This is a genomic window from Flavobacterium columnare NBRC 100251 = ATCC 23463 (assembly GCF_002530675.1).
GTDB lineage: Bacteria > Bacteroidota > Bacteroidia > Flavobacteriales > Flavobacteriaceae > Flavobacterium > Flavobacterium columnare.
On the sequence record NZ_PCMX01000019.1, the window covers coordinates 1 to 16,339 of the forward strand.

The following is a 16,339-nucleotide window of genomic DNA, read 5'->3' on the forward strand; positions in this document are numbered from 1 at the left end:
TTTAGAATAAATAAAAATAATATTTGAAGTGTGGTTTTTTAAAAAAAAGATATTAACTTGTAACTTGTTAAAAGCCAATTAAATATGTATATGCCAATTAAGCAGTGGGCCAAAGATGATCGACCACGTGAAAAGTTCTTGACTAAAGGAAAAATAGCTTTATCTGATTCTGAATTACTCGCTATTCTTATTGGTTCAGGGTCTCGTAATGAAAGTGCTGTGCAACTTTGTCAACGTATTTTAGCTTCTGCAAACAATAATCTCAATCAACTTGGAAAATTTTCTATTCAACAACTCATAGAGTTTAAAGGAGTGGGACAAGCAAAGGCTCTGTCTATAGCTGCTGCATTAGAATTAGGACGTAGACGCAAGGAAGAAAGTATGGGGGAATTTTTGAAAATCACATCAAGTGCCCAAGTGTATTCATTAATGCAGCCTATTGTAGGAGAATTACCTCATGAAGAATTTTGGGTATTATTTTTAAACAATTCCAATAAACTAATTTATAAAACACAAATTAGTAAAGGAGGTATTACAGGAACTCTTGTAGATACTCGATTAGTTTATAAATTAGCATTTGAATATTTTGCTACAGGTATCATCTTGTTACATAATCATCCGTCGGGAAAACTTAGTCCTAGTAGTGCAGATATAAAACTCACTGAAAAGATAATAGAAGCAGGAAAACATTTAGATATTTTGGTTTTAGATCATCTAATAATAACAGAAAAGGCGTACTTTAGCTTTGCCGATGAAAATCTGTTATAAATGATACAAATCAAAAAATTACAGTATAGCTATTCTGATTATAAAACTTTTCGATTTCCTGATTTTAACTGTTTGCCTTCTCAAGTACTATTGCTTACAGGGAATTCAGGAGTAGGGAAGACTACGTTATTGCATTTACTAGGAGGACTACTCTTACCTGAATCAGGTGAAATTTTGATAAATAATCATGCTTTACAATCCTTAAATGAAGCTCAAAGAGATCGTTTTAGAGGGAAATATATAGGAGTTGTTTTACAGCAAAATTATTTTATCGAATCGTTAAATGTATTAGAAAATGTATTAACAGCGTCCTATTTAGGAAAAGGGGAAACAGGAAGTCTTAAAGCGAAAGAAATTTTAAAAGACTTAGGGTTAGAAGAACATCTTTATAAAAAACCTTATCAATTGAGTGTAGGACAACAGCAACGTGTGTCTATTGCAAGGGCTTTAATAAATGAACCGAAAGTAATTTTAGCAGATGAACCTACTTCGAGTTTAGATGATGAAAATGCAATTATTGTAGCCAATTTATTAGAAAATATAGCAAAAGAATACAAAACAGCCATGGTAGTGGTTACACATGATGCTCGATTAAAAGAACGTTTTGTAAATCAAATTCGATTGGTATGATAGCAAAATTAGCATGGCGAAATATCTGGTTTAAACCCTTGAATACTTTTTTGAGTAGTATACTTTTAGCTAGTAGTGTAGCAATTATGACGCTTTTAGTACTACTAGAAAAACAATTTGAAGAACAATTTTCATCTAATGCAGACAATGTAGATTTGGTGTTAGGAGCCCAAGGAAGTCCTTTACAGCTAGTCTTGTCCTCCGTGTATCAAATAGATGCTCCTACAGGTAATATTGATTATGATTCAGCAAAAGTCTGGATGCGTCATCCTTTTGTACAAAAAGCAATTCCATTGGCTTTTGGAGATAATTATAATGGTTATAAGATTGTGGGAACTACAGAAGATTATCTAAAAAAATTTGATGCCCAATTCATTGAAGGAAAAGAATTTTCAGCCGATTTTGAAGTAGTTATAGGTTCTACCGTTGCTCAAAAAATGAATTTAAAAGTAGGAAATACTTTCTATAGTACACACGGCGATGCAAAAGAAGGTGAAAAACATGAAACAAAACCTTTTAAAGTTATTGGCTTATTGCAACCTACAGGGAAAATAATTGATAATTTGATATTATGTAGTATAGAAAGTGTTTGGAATGTACACAAGGAAAGAAATCATCTGGGCGAGGAACACGATCATTACGAGTCTAAAGAAATAACTTCAGTATTGTTGAAATTTAGGAATAAAATGGCTATTATGATGTGGCCACGGATGATTTCATCTAATACGAAAATGCAAGTCGTTTCTCCTGCAATTGAAATTAATAGATTATTTACCTTATTTGGTGTTGGAATAAAAGCATTATCTTATTTAGGATACGGTATTATGATAATCTCAGGACTCAGTATCTTTATAACGCTCTACAATCGCTTGAAAGAACGTAAATATGAGTTCGCTTTATTACGTTTGCAAGGGGCAACCAGAAGACAATTGATGGCGTTAGTTTTGTTAGAAAGTGTGTTTTTATGCCTAATAGGCTTTTGTTTTGGAACAATAATTGGTAGATTTGCTTTACAAATGATTTCTAAACTTTCAGAAGAGGATTTTAAAATGACATTTAATGCCTTTGAAATTATTTGGATAAAAGAAGGTCTTTTGTTGTTAATAACCTTGTTATTAGGCGTTATTTCAGCTGTACTTCCTGCTTTTAAAGCTTATAAAATGAATTTATCAAAAACATTAGCAAATGCGTAAATGGATTGTATTTATTACTTTGACGAGTTTGAGCCTAGTAAGTTTTAATAAGACAAATAAACCGTTTCAAAAAACAATGGTAACGAATGATACTTTGACTTGGAAGAAGTTAGGGTATATAAAATTTGTTAAAAAACAGCATAAGGATTACGGAATGATTGATTATCCAGTGATCAGTCCAGAAATTAAGATGAGAAACAATAAGAAGGTTGTTATATCAGGATTTATTGTACCCATTGATAATGTAAATTACGCTATCAGTAAAAATGTATTTGCTTCTTGTTTCTTTTGTGGAAAAGCAGGACCTGAAACCATTGCAGGTTTAAAATTCAAAGAAGGAAAGAAAAAACTTCGTACAGATCAATATGTAACTATATTAGGAACACTCAAAATTAACGAGACAGATGTTGATAATTGGATGTATAATTTAATAGATGTAGTTATCTTAAAAGGAGAGTAACCCTCTTTTTAACTGTTTGATAGCTAATTAAGTAAATTAGTATAATTAAAGGTCTTATCATAACCAATACATTAGAATGATCAAATTACGAACCATTGTTGTTCATTATGATTGATTTAATATCTACAAAAAGCAATAAAAAACCATTTTGAAATACAACCATATACAACATATTTTTTTTGATTTAGATCACACACTTTGGGATTTTGATGAAAATTCTAAAAAAACCTTTGAACTAATTTTAGAACCCTTATTTCCAAAATTGGATGTTTATGATTTTATTAAAATCTATAATCCAATTAATCAAGCATGTTGGAAATTGTATCAAATAGATATGATAACACATGAAGAATTACGTTATAGGAGATTAAAAGAAACATTTGATCAGTTAGGGGTGTTTGTTTCAAATGAATTAATCCACGCAATTTCTGAAGATTACATGACTCATTTATCCAATAGTAATTTTTTAATAGAAGGATGTCTTGAAGTACTTGAATATCTTTATCCAAAATATAATTTACATATTATAACAAACGGATTTGCTGGTGTACAATTAAAAAAAATGCAAAGTTCAGGTATTTATCGTTTTTTTAATACACTTACTAATTCAGAGTTAGTAGGTGTAAAAAAACCACATAAAGGAATTTATGAATACGCATTAGAAAAAGCAGGCGCTAAAAAAGAAGAAAGTATTATGATAGGAGATTGCATTCAAGCAGATGTTGAGGGAGCTTTAAAATTTGGTATTGAAGCTATTTTTTTTAATCCAAATTATCAATATGTGGGAGAAAAAGTCTACCAAATCAATACTTTAATTGAATTAAAAAATATATTTTAAAAATGAATAAAAGGTTAATTATGGGGTTAATGAGTTTATTTTCGTTAACTAGTTTAGGACAGTCGTTAAATGATTATAAAATAGCTTTAATACCCTCAAAATTTTCATTTCAAAATGAAGATAATCAATACCGAATTAATACAACGGTTAAAATGTATCTAAAACAAAAAGGAATTGAAGCATACGTGTCTAACGAAAAATTACCAGAAGATTTTTTAGATTATAATTGCAATAAACTTTTTGTAAATGCAATTGAACAAAATACTATTTTTTCAACTAGAATTAAATTTGAATTTAAAGATTGTAAAGGAAATGTTTTATTTACAACTGATTTAGGGGAAAATCGAGAAAAAGACATAGCTATAGGGTATAATTTAGCAACTATTGATGCTTTAAATTCGTTTGGTAAAGCAAACTATAAATTTTCAGGCAAGGATTTTGATGATGAAATCATTCAGGCAAAATTAAAGGAAATGAATAAGGAAGACATTACAGAAACCAAAGTAGTGACCGTAAAAACAGAGCTGTTTTATAAAGTAATTGATAAGTTGACAGGTGAAAGTTTAATACTGTTTAAAACATCTACTCCTTCCGTTTTTTTGACTTCTTTTAAAAAACGTAGTGGAGTAGTCGTTCAAAAGGATAATACTTGGATTTTTGAATGTATAGAAGAAGAAAGAGTTAATACCGAAAGAATAGATATTAGTTTTTAAAAAAGATTTCTATTAAGAAGTAAAAGCAAACGATACTTTGTTGATTCGATATAAGGAGAAACAGTCTCATATTTCTCCTTTTAGTTGACTAGATTAAAAACAAACAAACAATTGTTTATTTTTTTTAAAAATAGTCTTCCTTAAAATTATAATTTTGAACGTTCTTTTATGTTTTCAATAATCTTGTCACTATAAGGATTGAAGTTATCCCATATTTTCCAATTATCGTTTATCTTTTTTATGAAATAGACTTGTTCATTCGCAAAATTTACTATTTGTGTATTTGTTCCGTTGCGATTAGTAAGAGTTAAATTCCAGTATTCATTGGTTGAAATTATTGCTGTTTTTTCTTCTATTGTAATAGTTCTAAAGTTGAAAATTTCATAATTAGAATGATTGTTTTCTTTGTGAAAAATATATCCTTGTTCTACTAACTCGTTTAAATTTCGTGTAATTCTTTTTAAAATAGGACTTTGAATATCCAAAACATTATAAAATTCTTCCATTTCAAAATTAGGTATTCTTTTTATAGAATCTAACTCAATATAACAATAATTTTTAATAATATTGTAAAGCGTACTTTCTGAAATAGAGTTTTCAATTTCTATTTTTTTTATTATATCCTTGTTGTTTTTGTCAGAATTAATAAAGTTAGGATTTGTTTTTTTTTTGATAAAATCATCAAGACTTTGAAATCCTAGAAAAATAGCTAATTTATCCAAGGTTTTAATAAACCGAATATCATCTGTGTAGACCTTGTTTTTGTCAATTTCAAAAACTCTTTTTAAAGTTGTAGCAGATATAGTTGTACCAATTTCTATTTTTTTCTTTTCGTTAATTAAGTTGGTTTTTTTTAATTCAAATTCAATAATTTCTGAAAGATAAACGTAATGGGCTCTTTTCCAGTGTTTAGTATTGTTTAAAAAGCTATTAGTAATCTTTGGGTCTTTTAAAATCGAAAAGATTAATATTTCTACTATCTCTTTCATATTCTTAATTTTTTTGGTTGGATTATAAGGTTGTTTTGTAAAAATAATATATTTATGTATACATAGTCTTACGTTGAGTAATTTTTTGATTTGTAGGTAGTTTATGGTAAGTTTATGTTCAGTTTCTGTTTTTTTAAATCGTATAGTTCTTCTTTTATTTGCATTGTTATTAACCTATAAAATGTTAAATATGAGCAAGAAAAATTTTTTTAAAAATTTCAGGAAGTCGATTTATGTCTTGGCTTCTATCTTTTTGTTTGGCTCTTGTCAAACAGATAAATTAGATGTAAATGAGAAAAGTGAAGAATTATCGAAATTAGGGGTGCCAGAATTTGCGGAATCTTATTTGAAATCAATAGACCCGTTAACCCCCCAAGAATATGAAAGCAATTTAAGAATGTATCGTCCTGATGTAAGTCTTTCTACGATGAGATCCGTTGCAATGCCTGCTACTTTTGAATTACCAGCTATGCCAGTAGGAAATCAAGGAAAAGAAGGCTCGTGTGTTGGATGGGGAATAGGTTATGCAGCGCATAGTATGACAAGATATATTAATAATCCTGTTCATAATAGAAATTGGAGAAGTGCATCTAGAAGTGCGGCATTTGTATACAATCAGATTAAAATATCAGATTGCATTAAAGGATCTTACCCTGACGACGCTATGAATCTTTTAAAACAAAAAGGAGAGTGTGGTGCAGATCAGATGCCTTATGTTGAAGGAGGTTGTTTTACAATGCCATCAGCTAAACAATTAGAGTATGCTAGAGAACGAAAGATAAGTTCTTGGAAGAATATATCAGCAACTAGTGTAGAAGATATTAAATATTATTTAAGTAAAAATTATCCAGTACCAGCTTGTTTTGATTATAATGAATCTTTTCAAGCAATTTCCAGAAATAATTACGTTTGGAATTCTGTATATGGGAAAAGAAATGGGGGACACTGTGTATGTATAGTAGGATATAATGATGTTACTAAACAGTTTAAAGTTCAGAATTCATGGGGTAGATCATGGGGGCGTCAAGGATACTTTTATGTAACTTATGATGCAATAAAACAAGGAGCTTTTAAATGGGCTGCCATTATGTTTCCTGAAGTTAAAACAGAAAAACTGCAATCATTAGAATAATAATGTGATATATTAAAAATTATTGAGTAGTTTACTGCTTTAGATTTAACTATTAAATAGTTTATATTCTAAAGCAGTTTTTTAATAATCATATTTTTCTTTCCATCTGTTTTTTAAGAATTGTCTCAATTCTCTTTCTCGAGCATTATCGGCTGGTTCGTAAAATTTAGTCGCCGAAATAGTTTCAGGAAGATATTCTTGTTCGGCAAAATTATTTGCGTAATCGTGGGAATATTTGTATTCTTCTCCATATCCTAATTCTCTCATGAGCTTAGTGGGAGCATTCCTCAAATGTAAAGGAACGGGTAAGTCTCCTGTTTGTTTTACTATTTGTTGTGCTTTTCCTATAGCTATATAGCTAGCATTGCTTTTTGCTGAGGTTGCTAAATAAATAGCACATTGACTTAATATAATTCGGCTTTCAGGATATCCTATTGTAGTAACTGCTTGAAAAGTGTTATTGGCCATTATTAGTGCGGTAGGATTTGCATTTCCGATGTCTTCACTAGCTAAGATTAACATACGCCTTGCAATGAATTTTACATCTTCACCACCTTCAATCATTCTTGCTAACCAATACACAGCGCCATTAGGATCACTCCCTCTTATAGATTTTATAAAAGCAGAGACGATATCATAATGTTGCTCTCCTGTCTTGTCATACAAAACAGTATTTTTTTGAACCAGTTGCATCACTTTTTCGTTGGTAATTGTAATGAGAGATTCGTTAGTGGCATTAATGATAAGCTCAAAAGTATTTAACAGTTTTCTTCCATCTCCACCTGATAAACGTAACAAGGCTTCAGTTTCTAGTAACTCAATGTTTTTTTCTTTTAAAAAGATATCATTAGTTATAGCACGATAGAGTAGGGCTTCTAAATCGTTTTTGGTAAAAGGATTTAAGATATACACCTGACAGCGTGACAGCAAAGCGGGGATTACTTCAAAACTTGGATTTTCGGTTGTTGCCCCTATAAGGGTTACCCACCCTTTTTCGACTGCCCCCAGTAAAGAATCTTGTTGCGATTTACTAAAACGATGAATCTCATCAATGAATAAAATAGGGTTTTTAGCGGTGAATAATCCACCACTTTGTTTGGCCTTATCAATAACTTCTCGCACTTCTTTTACCCCCGAATTGATAGCACTCAACTCATAAAAAGGGCGATTACTATTTTGAGCAATAATTTGGGCCAAAGTGGTTTTCCCTGTGCCAGGAGGCCCCCATAAAATTAGAGAAGGGATGATGCCGTTCTTAATTTGATGGGTCAAGGAGCCTTGGTCGCCTACTAAGTGGGACTGGCTGATATATTCCTCTAAAGATTTAGGACGTATTCTTTCTGCTAGTGGTGTTTTCATAGGAAGTAAAATTAACTATTTCTGACAAAAAATCATTAAAACAGTTTTGGATCTTTTTTTGATAAAGATTTTAAATAAAATGGACTGTAATAGGAGTATATTAAAAAGACAGATTAATAAAGAATTATTGTATGGTTTGTAATAATAGAATTTAGAGATATGAATGAAAATGAATTTAGATTTACGCCATCGGTGGTATTATTACCTTTGTATTTTGTTTTGTGTCTTTGGATTGTTTTTTGGGTAGAAAAGGAATTTAAAATAAATCTAACCGAATATGGAATTTATCCCCGAAGTTTGGCGGGGTTAAGAGGTGTTTTGTTTAGTCCTTTTTTACATGGCGATATAGGGCATTTGTTCAACAATTCTTTGCCTTTGCTGTTTTTGCTAGCCTGTTTGCGTTATTTTTATAGGGAACATTCTTTTCAGGTTTTGTGGATAGGGTTGCTTTTATCAGGATTAGGAACTTGGTTGATAGGTAGAGAAAATTACCACATAGGAGCAAGTGGGTTAGTGTATGTTTTGGCTTCTTTTATTTTTTTTAAAGGACTTCAAACGGGATATTATAGATTAGTAGCTTTGTCTTTTACGATAATTTTGTTATATGGAGGGATGGTTTGGTATATTTTTCCAAGTGCAGAAGAGCATATTTCTTGGGAAGCCCATTTATCGGGTTTTGTGGTAGGGGTGGTTTTTAGTTGGCTGTATAATGCGCCAGTATATCAAAAACCTTTGTTATACGATTGGCAAGAACCAAATTATGATTTTAAAAAAGATCCTTTTATGAAACATTTTGATGAGGAGGGGAAATTTATTTCGAGCTCTAAAATGCGTCAAATAGAATTAGAAAAGTGGGTTTATTTCGTTTCAAATCTTCCTGTTATTTATGAAATGAAAAAGCCCGATGAAACACCAGGCAATGATCTATAATTAATTATAAGCTTAAAAAAGGGTGGTTCTAGATAATGAATATATCTTAGATTTCCCATCTTTGTCTTACTGTTTCATATAAGAAAGCACCGCATGCCACAGAAACGTTCAATGAAGAAATGGTGCCAAACATAGGTAATTTAGCTTTTTCGTCAACAATTTTTAAAACAGATGGGTTTACCCCCTTATCCTCGCTTCCCATAATAATAGCAAGTGGTTCTTTTAAGTCAATATCGTAAATATTATTGTCTGTTTTTTCAGTAGCAGCTACTGTTTTGATACCTGAACCTTGAAGGTAGAAGACAGCATCTTTAATATGATCAACTTTGCAAATAGGAATATTGAACACGGCACCAGCCGATGTTTTTACTGTGTCGCCATTTACAGGTGCGGAACCTTGTTTTTGTACAATGATACCATCTACACCTGTACATTCCGCAGTACGGATAATCGCACCAAAATTACGCGCATCGCTTAATTGGTCTAAGATTAGGAAAAGGGGCGTTTTTTTGTTTTCCATTATTCTTTCTACCAAATTTTCTAAGCTAACAAAAGAAATAGGCGCAATGGTAGCAACAGCTCCTTGGTGATTGTTTGACGTTAAACGATTTAACTTTTCAATAGGGACGTAACTAAAATTGATATTGTTTTTCTTTAAAGTTTTGAGTAATTCTTGCATCAAGTCTCCTTGTGCATCTTTTTGAACAAAAACTTTATCTATTTCTTTTTTTGCATGTATAGCCTCAAGGATGGCTCTGATTCCGAAAATTTGGTTGTCTTTTTCCATAAGGCAAAGATATAAAAAAACCACCAAGAATTTCTTGGTGGTTTTTATTTCATTTTTGAAGGTTTTTAGTTTTTATCCCAGAAAATTTTAGTGTATAATTTGTCACCACCAATGGCCTCAGCTGCCTGTGAGTAATTAGAACCATTTATTGTTGATTCAGATATAGGGTACGTATATCTAACAGGTACTTTTTTGTCTGCCGCTGCTACTGCTCTTGTAGGAGCTTTTAATATAGGATAATCTAATCTTCTGTAGAAAGTCCAAGATTCAAAACCTCTATTATACATAGCTATCCAAGCTTGCATACCTATTTTTTCTTTCCAACTACCAGTGGCAGTTGTGTAGTTAATTGTAGGTTGAGACAAGTAAGTGTTAATGTCAGCAGGAGGAATATTCCAATAAGTCATTGATGCTGTAATAGCGTTATTATAATAATATCCAGCATTATTTCCAACTGTATAACCTCTTTCAGCTGCTTCAGCTAATAAGAAATTGATTTCAGCTGCGTCAATAAGAACTCCAAAAGCATCTGATTTTTTGATTAAGTCACCAATATGAGAATAGGAAGTTGCGTATGGATTAGCATTTTGAGCTCCATAAATACCACCTACATAATTATTTTCCAATTTAGTAAAAAATACATTCCTTCTAGGATCCGTAAGAGAATTCATGTAGTCAACAATTGTTTTTGCAGGGACAAAATCATTTCTATTGCTGGCTACTAAATTGTCATAAATGGGATTATACGTAGGAGCAGATGGTGAATACTTAAACAAGGCGTTATCGTTGTTAGATATTATTAAACCTCCAGCTACTGCTGTTTCTACTGTTTGTTTAGATAAAGCTGGATTGAAATCGCTTAAGTTTATACCCAATTTTACTTTTAAAGAATTTGCGAATTTAAACCATTTTTCAACATTTCCATTGTATACTAAATCACCACTTTTAAAGCTTTCAGATTGTAAATCCAGATTGTTAATTGCATTATTTAATCTGTTTATCAAATCTGAGTATATTGTTGCTGCATCATCGTATTTCGGTAAGATGTTAGCTTGGTTTTTTAATGATTCAGTATATGGTACGTTTCCAAAAGTATCAACTAAATTTTGATAAGTATAAACTCTTAAAATTTCAATTATTGCTTTTTTATTTGTTTGTATCTTTGCCCAGTCAGTAGCTGGTGTTTTATCAGGTTTTATTTCGTTTTGAATGACCTCTTCTGCGGATTTTAAATTTCCTAATACATCTCTGTATAAATTATTCCAGTGAAAACCAGGGATATTTCGGTTTATTAGGTTATATCTGGATTCTGCAGTATATAATGTAGCTGCCCAATATTGCGAAAAATACCTAAAAACATTTTCGTTAACGCTAGGAGATGCTAACTGATCAGATATGCCTTTTTGAGAATTGCTTAATAATGATTCAGCGGAAACATCATAAGCTTTTTTACTATCATCATTAAAATTTAAATCTTCGCTTATACAGCTTGTTATTAATAATGATGAAATTGCTGTTAATTTTATTATCGTTTTTTTCATTTCTTAGAAGTTGATTTTCATGTTAAATGAATATGTTTTAATTGCTGGCATTACACCTGATTGAAATCCTTGAATGTTTCCAGCTGAAGAACCTGCTTCAGGATCACTGTATGGCGTATTTTTATGTATTATCCATAAATTACTTCCTAATAAACTAAAGCTAATACTAGAAAGATCTAATTTTTCGATGTATTTATTAGGCAAGTTATATGTTAATCCAACTTCTCTCAATTTAATGTATGAAGCATCGTAAATATAAGCTTTATTTGGATTAGTGTCAGTGCTAAAGGCCGTCCCTCCTGATGAAGATGCATCTGCTATGATATTGTTAGGTTGTCCGTTTTCTAAGACTCCAGGTAGTATAATACCTCCATTATTTGCGCTTCTTACTGGTACTCCTAGATGATTTAATCCTGTTGTTTCAGGATATATACCTGTTTCTTGTCCATATGCTTGGTCTAAAGAATAAACACTACCTCCTTTTTTTACATCAATTAAAAAGTTTAAGGAAAAATCATTATAACGAACTTTATTATTTAAACCTCCTATCCAATCGGCTTGTATTGTTCCAAGGACTTTGTTGTTTTGTGTTAAATAAAATCCGTTTGAACCTACAACTTTGTTGCCATTAGCGTCATATACATAGTCTGTTCCTCTTAATGTGCCATAAGCTTCGCCTACAGTTGCATTTAAAGATACGCCTCCTTGAAAGTTTGCTAAAAGTAAATTGTCTCTTCCTTGATTTAAAGATTTAACAGTGTTTATGTTTTTAGACCAATTTATTCCAACTTCCCAAGAAAACTTTTGACTTTTCACAATACTTCCTGATAAGGCAATCTCAATTCCTTTGTTTTCCATTTCTCCTGCATTAATTCGTGCAGCTGAAAAGCCAGTTGCTCCACTTTGTGGGACGTTGAATATTTGATTAGTAATATTGGTTTTATAAAATGATAAGTCTAGATTGAATCTATCGTATAATCCTAGTTCTAGTCCAGTTTCTATTGATCTTTGAACTTCGGGTTTTAATTTTTCTTGTTCGTAATAAGTTGTAGAATTACCAAATAAAGGATTTCCATCTATAATTCCGTTAAAAGCACGTGAGCCTAATCTTCCAAAAGCTAAATCGTTACCTACTTCAGCATAATTTACTCTTAGTTTAGCTAGATTTAACCAGTCTTTTTTGATTATTTCAGATAATATCAAACTTGTTCCAACAGAAAAGTAATTGTATTTATTTTCTGCTCCCAATAAAGCTGTACTCTCATCATGACGTACTGTTCCTTCTAGGTAAATTATTTTTTTATAATCTAATGTGCCTTGGGTGTAGATTCCACTTTTTTCATATTTTAGTTCTGATTGAATCGGGGCAAGAAATACATTGGAATTTTGTAATGAATACAAGTAAGGTTTTGCAAGACCTCCTGTAGTTGAGCCAAATAGACTTCTTGAGTTCGCTTTTTTAAATGTGTAGCCTCCTAAAATTCTTGTGCCAAAATCTTTACTTATATTAAATTTATAAGTAGCTATTAAGTCATAAGTTTGTTGTAAGAAGTCTCTTGTGAAAATACTATAACCAGAAGAAGCATTACCTCCAGTTATGCCAAAGTTTTCAGCATGACTTCCTATTGCTTTTCTTAGTTCTTGATTGTCATAAGAGTATTCTAATGTAGCTCTACCCAGAATATTAAAATTTTTTGAAATATCATAACTAAGGCTACTGCCTGTTAATACTCGTGTCCTTGTGTCTGTTTCGTAGTTTTCATATCTATCCCAGTAGGGGTTATTCCAAAAATTAGGTCTTAAGTCACCATTTGTAGGGTCTATTTGATTCCAAGTAGTGTTTTGTTTTGTTCTGAAATACTCCTTTTCTAGTTCTTTTATATCTACGTTAACTGGCCACCATTGTCTAAATCCTGTTATGATGTTATCTCCATAACCTGTAGCATTTCTACCTTTTGTACTTTGATCAGTAAATGTAATGAAAGTATTTGATTTTAATTTATTTGTGAAATCTCTTGAGAAGCTACCATTGATCGAATTTTTATTCAAACTACTGTTTGGTAAAATTCCAGTTTCGTTGTTGTTTGTGTATGAGAAATTATAAGCAGATTTTTCATCTCCTCCATTGAAATTAATATTATTTACAGTAGAAAAAGCTGTTCTGAAGAAGCTGTTAGGGTCATTTGAAGCAGCTACCCAGGGAGTAGCTTTTCCATAGTTGGGGTTTCCTATTACAAATGAATTCCATTGGTATACCAATTGGTTAGGATTGAAGGCATTTCCGTAAGAAGCATCATCTCCTGTTGAACTTACTATAGCATTAGGATTGCCAAAAATATCAGCGGTATAGTTACTGCCTTCACCAGCGTAACCTCCTCCATATTCTTTTTGGTATGTTGGTAAAGTTTGCTTATTAGCATTTGATATAGATAATGTTGAACTTAGGCTAATTCCTAATGCGGTTCTTTTTTTTCCTTTTTTTGTTGTAATGATAATAGCTCCATTTGCTGCTTCACTCCCATATAGAGCAGTAGCAGAAGTTCCCTTAAGTACATTAATGGATTCTATGTTATTAGGGTCTATGTCAGAAGCAGAGTTTCCAAAATCAAAACCTTGTCTTCCGCTTGCTGTGTCTGAGTCGTTTAAATTAGCGTTGTTAATAGGTACTCCGTCGATTATAATTAATGCTTGATTATTACCCGTTAAACTTTTTGTACCTCTTAAAACAATATTACTAGAACCGCCAAAGTTAGAGTTGTTTCGGATTTCCAAACCAGCAACCTTTCCAGATAAATTATTTATGAAATTATTCGTTGGGACTTGATTAATAGTTGCAGCATCAAGTTTTTGTGTGGAGTAGCCTAGTGATTTTTTTTCTCTAGAGATGCCTTGGGCAGTTACAACTACCTCCCCTAATACTTTAGAATCATTTTGCATAACAGTATTCATTACATTAGAAGCTCCAACCGTTTTTGCAATTTCTTTCATTCCCATGAATGAGAAGATTAAAGTTTCACCTTCTTTTGCTTTAATGCTGTATTTACCATCAAATCCAGTAGAAGATCCGCGTTGCGTACCTTTTACTAAAACATTAACTCCAGGTAGTGGCCCAGAAGCATCTGTTACCACTCCAGTAATAGTTTTCTCTTGTGCAAAAGAAAACTGAACCGTCAACACTATTAGTAGTGTGTAAATCCATTTAAATTTTGATCTCATAAAATAATTAATTGATTAGTTCATGCAAATATATGAAATAAAATTTAAAGTTTATTTTTTTTTTATGTTTTTTTTATAATTGCTATAATATAAACAATAAATTTATGTGAAAAATGGAATTTCTACTATTGAACCCCTTCTTGTTACTGGTTCCATTGCTATATTGTAGATGTATGGTGCTTTTTTTGTTGACTAAATAAAAGCCTACTCCTAAGCTTTTTAGGTTGCTTTTTGTGTTTGAAATTATGTTTTCAGTATATGCGTAATCTATAATGCTATGCAGGTAGAAATGGTTGTTAATTTTGTATCTGTATTCTGAGAGTATTGAAGTTAATAAATTGGTTTGAAGACTGTTGTCGTTAAATCCTCTGATTGAATTAATGCCACCAAATTGAAATAGTTCGTTGGTTAGGTAATCGGAACTTTTTAGGTAATAATTTTGACTTTTAACGAACAGACTGTTTTTGTCGTTCAAATAGAATAGATGCGATAGTTCAGCTAATGTAAAAAATTGTGGTATAGATTTAGAGGTGTTTCTTCTTCCTGTTCCTATTTTAAGGATGAAATTTGTTTTTTCAAAAAAAGGAATTTCGTTTGAATTATAATTTAGGTGATGGAAGCTAAAAGTGTAAAAAAAATTTTTATAGTCTGTCAGTGTTTTTAAGTCTGAGTTTTGTATATCGCTTGATTCTGTTTCTTGGTATCCTATGTACCAACGAGTATTATAGTTTAATAAGTATCCTAATTCGATTTCGGATTTTGTTTTTTGAAAGATAGAGTCTTGTTTGAAAATACTTAATTCCCCTTTTACTATTAATGGGGTTTTGAAGAGGTAAGGTATTTCTGTGTTTAAATTGAAAACGCTCTGTTGTTCTCCGTTGTCTTTCCAGTAGATGTTAAATTTTTCTCCCCAGTTTAGAGTGTTTAATAGTTTGAAATCTAAATAGCCATTGAGTTTTAGATTGTTTTTGAGGGAGGTAAAGCCTATATATCCGTCAAAAGTGTTTCTCTTTTGTTTTTCGAGGTATGTATAAATTGTTGTAGAGTCTTTTGTAAAAAGAATTTCTGCTTCTTTTGTGATTTTGCAGAAAGGAAGCTTTTTGAAATCATTGTTGATTTTTTTTAATTCATTGTCGTTGAAAATCCTTTTTTTGTGATGCTTGAGTATAATGTTTAGATGGTTTTTAGGGAAGTTGGGATAGCCGTTTATATTAATTTGGTTGATGGTTCTTTCTGGGTCTTTAGTGATAATAATTTCAGATACTAAATTTTTACCTCTTTTATTTATATTGGAAAGTCTTATTTGGCTAAGAGGGTAGCCTTTTTTTTCTAGAGTTATGGTGAACTTTAGAAATTGATCGTTTATGTTTTTAAAATCTATTTTTAAGGTATCTTGATCGTTTTCTAATAGATTTTTGTAAGTTCCTAAAAAAATATGGATTTTTTGGATGCAATCCCCTAATTTGTATCTAATGTAGTAGGTGCTGTCATTTATCTTTTGATTAATGACTGTTGTTTGTTCTATGTATCCTTTTTCGGTTAATTTTTTTGCAATCTGACTTATTTCTTTGTTTAAAGAAGTGAGGTTGGGATGTCTTTTGTAGGAAGATAGGGAGTCTATTATTTTGCTTTCGTGGATAGAATTTCCTTCAGTTTTTAAAACTAAATATTGTCCCCAATTTTTTTGAGATAGGGTAAAATACAGGATAAGTAGGATAAGTTGTTTCAAGAGTTTATATTTTGGGTAAAAATAACGTAAAAAAAATAACTTTAATTGTGGTTA

At 31.2% G+C, this 16,339-nt stretch carries 14 protein-coding genes; 8 read left to right on the top strand and 6 right to left on the bottom strand.

Going from position 1 to position 16,339, the window contains the following annotated elements:
* Positions 1-90 precede the first annotated feature (90 nt).
* The 6 genes from radC to B0A78_RS03615 all read left to right on the top strand — a co-directional run bounded on the left by radC (position 91) and on the right by B0A78_RS03615 (position 4,602).
* Positions 91-768, top strand: a complete 678-nt coding sequence (radC, locus tag B0A78_RS03590; RefSeq protein WP_014166303.1) for a RadC family protein — start codon at positions 91-93, stop codon at positions 766-768.
* Positions 769-1,398, top strand: a complete 630-nt coding sequence (locus tag B0A78_RS03595; RefSeq protein ID WP_014166302.1) for an ABC transporter ATP-binding protein — start codon at positions 769-771, stop codon at positions 1,396-1,398.
* On the top strand, positions 1,395-2,591 hold the full coding sequence (locus B0A78_RS03600) for an ABC transporter permease (protein ID WP_065213072.1): 1,197 nt from the start codon (positions 1,395-1,397) through the stop codon (positions 2,589-2,591). The genes B0A78_RS03595 and B0A78_RS03600 overlap by 4 nt, the downstream gene beginning before the upstream one ends.
* Positions 2,584-3,051 carry a hypothetical protein gene (locus B0A78_RS03605; RefSeq protein WP_014166300.1) on the top strand — a complete coding sequence of 156 codons (468 nt, stop codon included), beginning with the start codon at positions 2,584-2,586 and terminating at the stop codon, positions 3,049-3,051. Before B0A78_RS03600 ends, B0A78_RS03605 begins: the two co-directional genes overlap by 8 nt.
* Positions 3,052-3,199: 148 nt before the next feature.
* Positions 3,200-3,889, top strand: coding sequence for a YjjG family noncanonical pyrimidine nucleotidase (locus B0A78_RS03610; protein ID WP_097609396.1), 690 nt, complete (start codon positions 3,200-3,202; stop codon positions 3,887-3,889).
* A gap of 2 nt (positions 3,890-3,891) precedes the next feature.
* The gene (locus B0A78_RS03615) at positions 3,892-4,602 is read left to right on the top strand and encodes a hypothetical protein (RefSeq protein ID WP_102135400.1); all 711 of its coding nucleotides are present in this window, start codon (positions 3,892-3,894) and stop codon (positions 4,600-4,602) included.
* 146 nt (positions 4,603-4,748) lie between these two features.
* Here the strand turns inward: B0A78_RS03615 and B0A78_RS03620 are convergent, their stop codons facing one another.
* The gene (locus B0A78_RS03620) at positions 4,749-5,591 is read right to left on the bottom strand and encodes a hypothetical protein (RefSeq protein ID WP_014166297.1); all 843 of its coding nucleotides are present in this window, start codon (positions 5,589-5,591) and stop codon (positions 4,749-4,751) included.
* A 190-nt stretch (positions 5,592-5,781) separates the two neighbouring features.
* On the opposite strand from B0A78_RS03620, the gene B0A78_RS03625 reads away from it, so the two are divergent.
* Positions 5,782-6,723 (top strand): C1 family peptidase, encoded by a 942-nt coding sequence (locus B0A78_RS03625; protein WP_106425335.1) that lies wholly within the window; start codon positions 5,782-5,784, stop codon positions 6,721-6,723.
* Between the two features lie 81 nt (positions 6,724-6,804).
* Here B0A78_RS03625 and B0A78_RS03630 read toward each other — a convergent pair whose 3' ends face one another.
* Positions 6,805-8,082, bottom strand: a complete 1,278-nt coding sequence (locus B0A78_RS03630; RefSeq protein ID WP_014166295.1) for a replication-associated recombination protein A — start codon at positions 8,080-8,082, stop codon at positions 6,805-6,807.
* A gap of 159 nt (positions 8,083-8,241) precedes the next feature.
* Between B0A78_RS03630 and B0A78_RS03635 the strand changes: the two genes are divergently transcribed.
* Positions 8,242-9,012 carry a rhomboid family intramembrane serine protease gene (locus B0A78_RS03635; protein ID WP_014166294.1) on the top strand — a complete coding sequence of 257 codons (771 nt, stop codon included), beginning with the start codon at positions 8,242-8,244 and terminating at the stop codon, positions 9,010-9,012.
* 46 nt (positions 9,013-9,058) lie between these two features.
* Here B0A78_RS03635 and rlmB read toward each other — a convergent pair whose 3' ends face one another.
* The 4 genes from rlmB to B0A78_RS03655 all read right to left on the bottom strand — a co-directional run bounded on the left by rlmB (position 9,059) and on the right by B0A78_RS03655 (position 16,285).
* Positions 9,059-9,799: a 23S rRNA (guanosine(2251)-2'-O)-methyltransferase RlmB gene (gene rlmB / locus B0A78_RS03640; protein ID WP_014166293.1), complete on the bottom strand. Its 741-nt coding sequence runs from the start codon at positions 9,797-9,799 to the stop codon at positions 9,059-9,061.
* 65 nt (positions 9,800-9,864) lie between these two features.
* Positions 9,865-11,340 (bottom strand): SusD/RagB family nutrient-binding outer membrane lipoprotein, encoded by a 1,476-nt coding sequence (locus B0A78_RS03645; protein ID WP_014166292.1) that lies wholly within the window; start codon positions 11,338-11,340, stop codon positions 9,865-9,867.
* A gap of 3 nt (positions 11,341-11,343) precedes the next feature.
* Positions 11,344-14,556 (bottom strand): SusC/RagA family TonB-linked outer membrane protein, encoded by a 3,213-nt coding sequence (locus B0A78_RS03650; protein ID WP_041253270.1) that lies wholly within the window; start codon positions 14,554-14,556, stop codon positions 11,344-11,346.
* Between the two features lie 82 nt (positions 14,557-14,638).
* Complete coding sequence (locus B0A78_RS03655; protein WP_014166290.1) at positions 14,639-16,285, bottom strand: hypothetical protein; 1,647 nt, start codon at positions 16,283-16,285, stop codon at positions 14,639-14,641.
* Between the last annotated feature and the right edge of the window lie 54 nt (positions 16,286-16,339).

What these genes read in the sequence shown, in the direction of transcription:
- B0A78_RS03595 (WP_014166302.1), top strand. Translation starts at nt 769, where the DNA reads ATGATACAAATCAAAAAATTACAGTATAGCTATTCTGATTATAAAACT.
- B0A78_RS03625 (WP_106425335.1), top strand. Translation starts at nt 5,782, where the DNA reads ATGAGCAAGAAAAATTTTTTTAAAAATTTCAGGAAGTCGATTTATGTC.
- B0A78_RS03635 (WP_014166294.1), top strand. Translation starts at nt 8,242, where the DNA reads ATGAATGAAAATGAATTTAGATTTACGCCATCGGTGGTATTATTACCT.
- B0A78_RS03600 (WP_065213072.1), top strand. Translation starts at nt 1,395, where the DNA reads ATGATAGCAAAATTAGCATGGCGAAATATCTGGTTTAAACCCTTGAAT.
- B0A78_RS03630 (WP_014166295.1), bottom strand. Translation starts at nt 8,082, where the DNA reads ATGAAAACACCACTAGCAGAAAGAATACGTCCTAAATCTTTAGAGGAA.
- B0A78_RS03615 (WP_102135400.1), top strand. Translation starts at nt 3,892, where the DNA reads ATGAATAAAAGGTTAATTATGGGGTTAATGAGTTTATTTTCGTTAACT.
- B0A78_RS03605 (WP_014166300.1), top strand. Translation starts at nt 2,584, where the DNA reads ATGCGTAAATGGATTGTATTTATTACTTTGACGAGTTTGAGCCTAGTA.
- B0A78_RS03645 (WP_014166292.1), bottom strand. Translation starts at nt 11,340, where the DNA reads ATGAAAAAAACGATAATAAAATTAACAGCAATTTCATCATTATTAATA.
- radC (WP_014166303.1), top strand. Translation starts at nt 91, where the DNA reads ATGCCAATTAAGCAGTGGGCCAAAGATGATCGACCACGTGAAAAGTTC.
- rlmB (WP_014166293.1), bottom strand. Translation starts at nt 9,799, where the DNA reads ATGGAAAAAGACAACCAAATTTTCGGAATCAGAGCCATCCTTGAGGCT.
- B0A78_RS03620 (WP_014166297.1), bottom strand. Translation starts at nt 5,591, where the DNA reads ATGAAAGAGATAGTAGAAATATTAATCTTTTCGATTTTAAAAGACCCA.
- B0A78_RS03650 (WP_041253270.1), bottom strand. Translation starts at nt 14,556, where the DNA reads ATGAGATCAAAATTTAAATGGATTTACACACTACTAATAGTGTTGACG.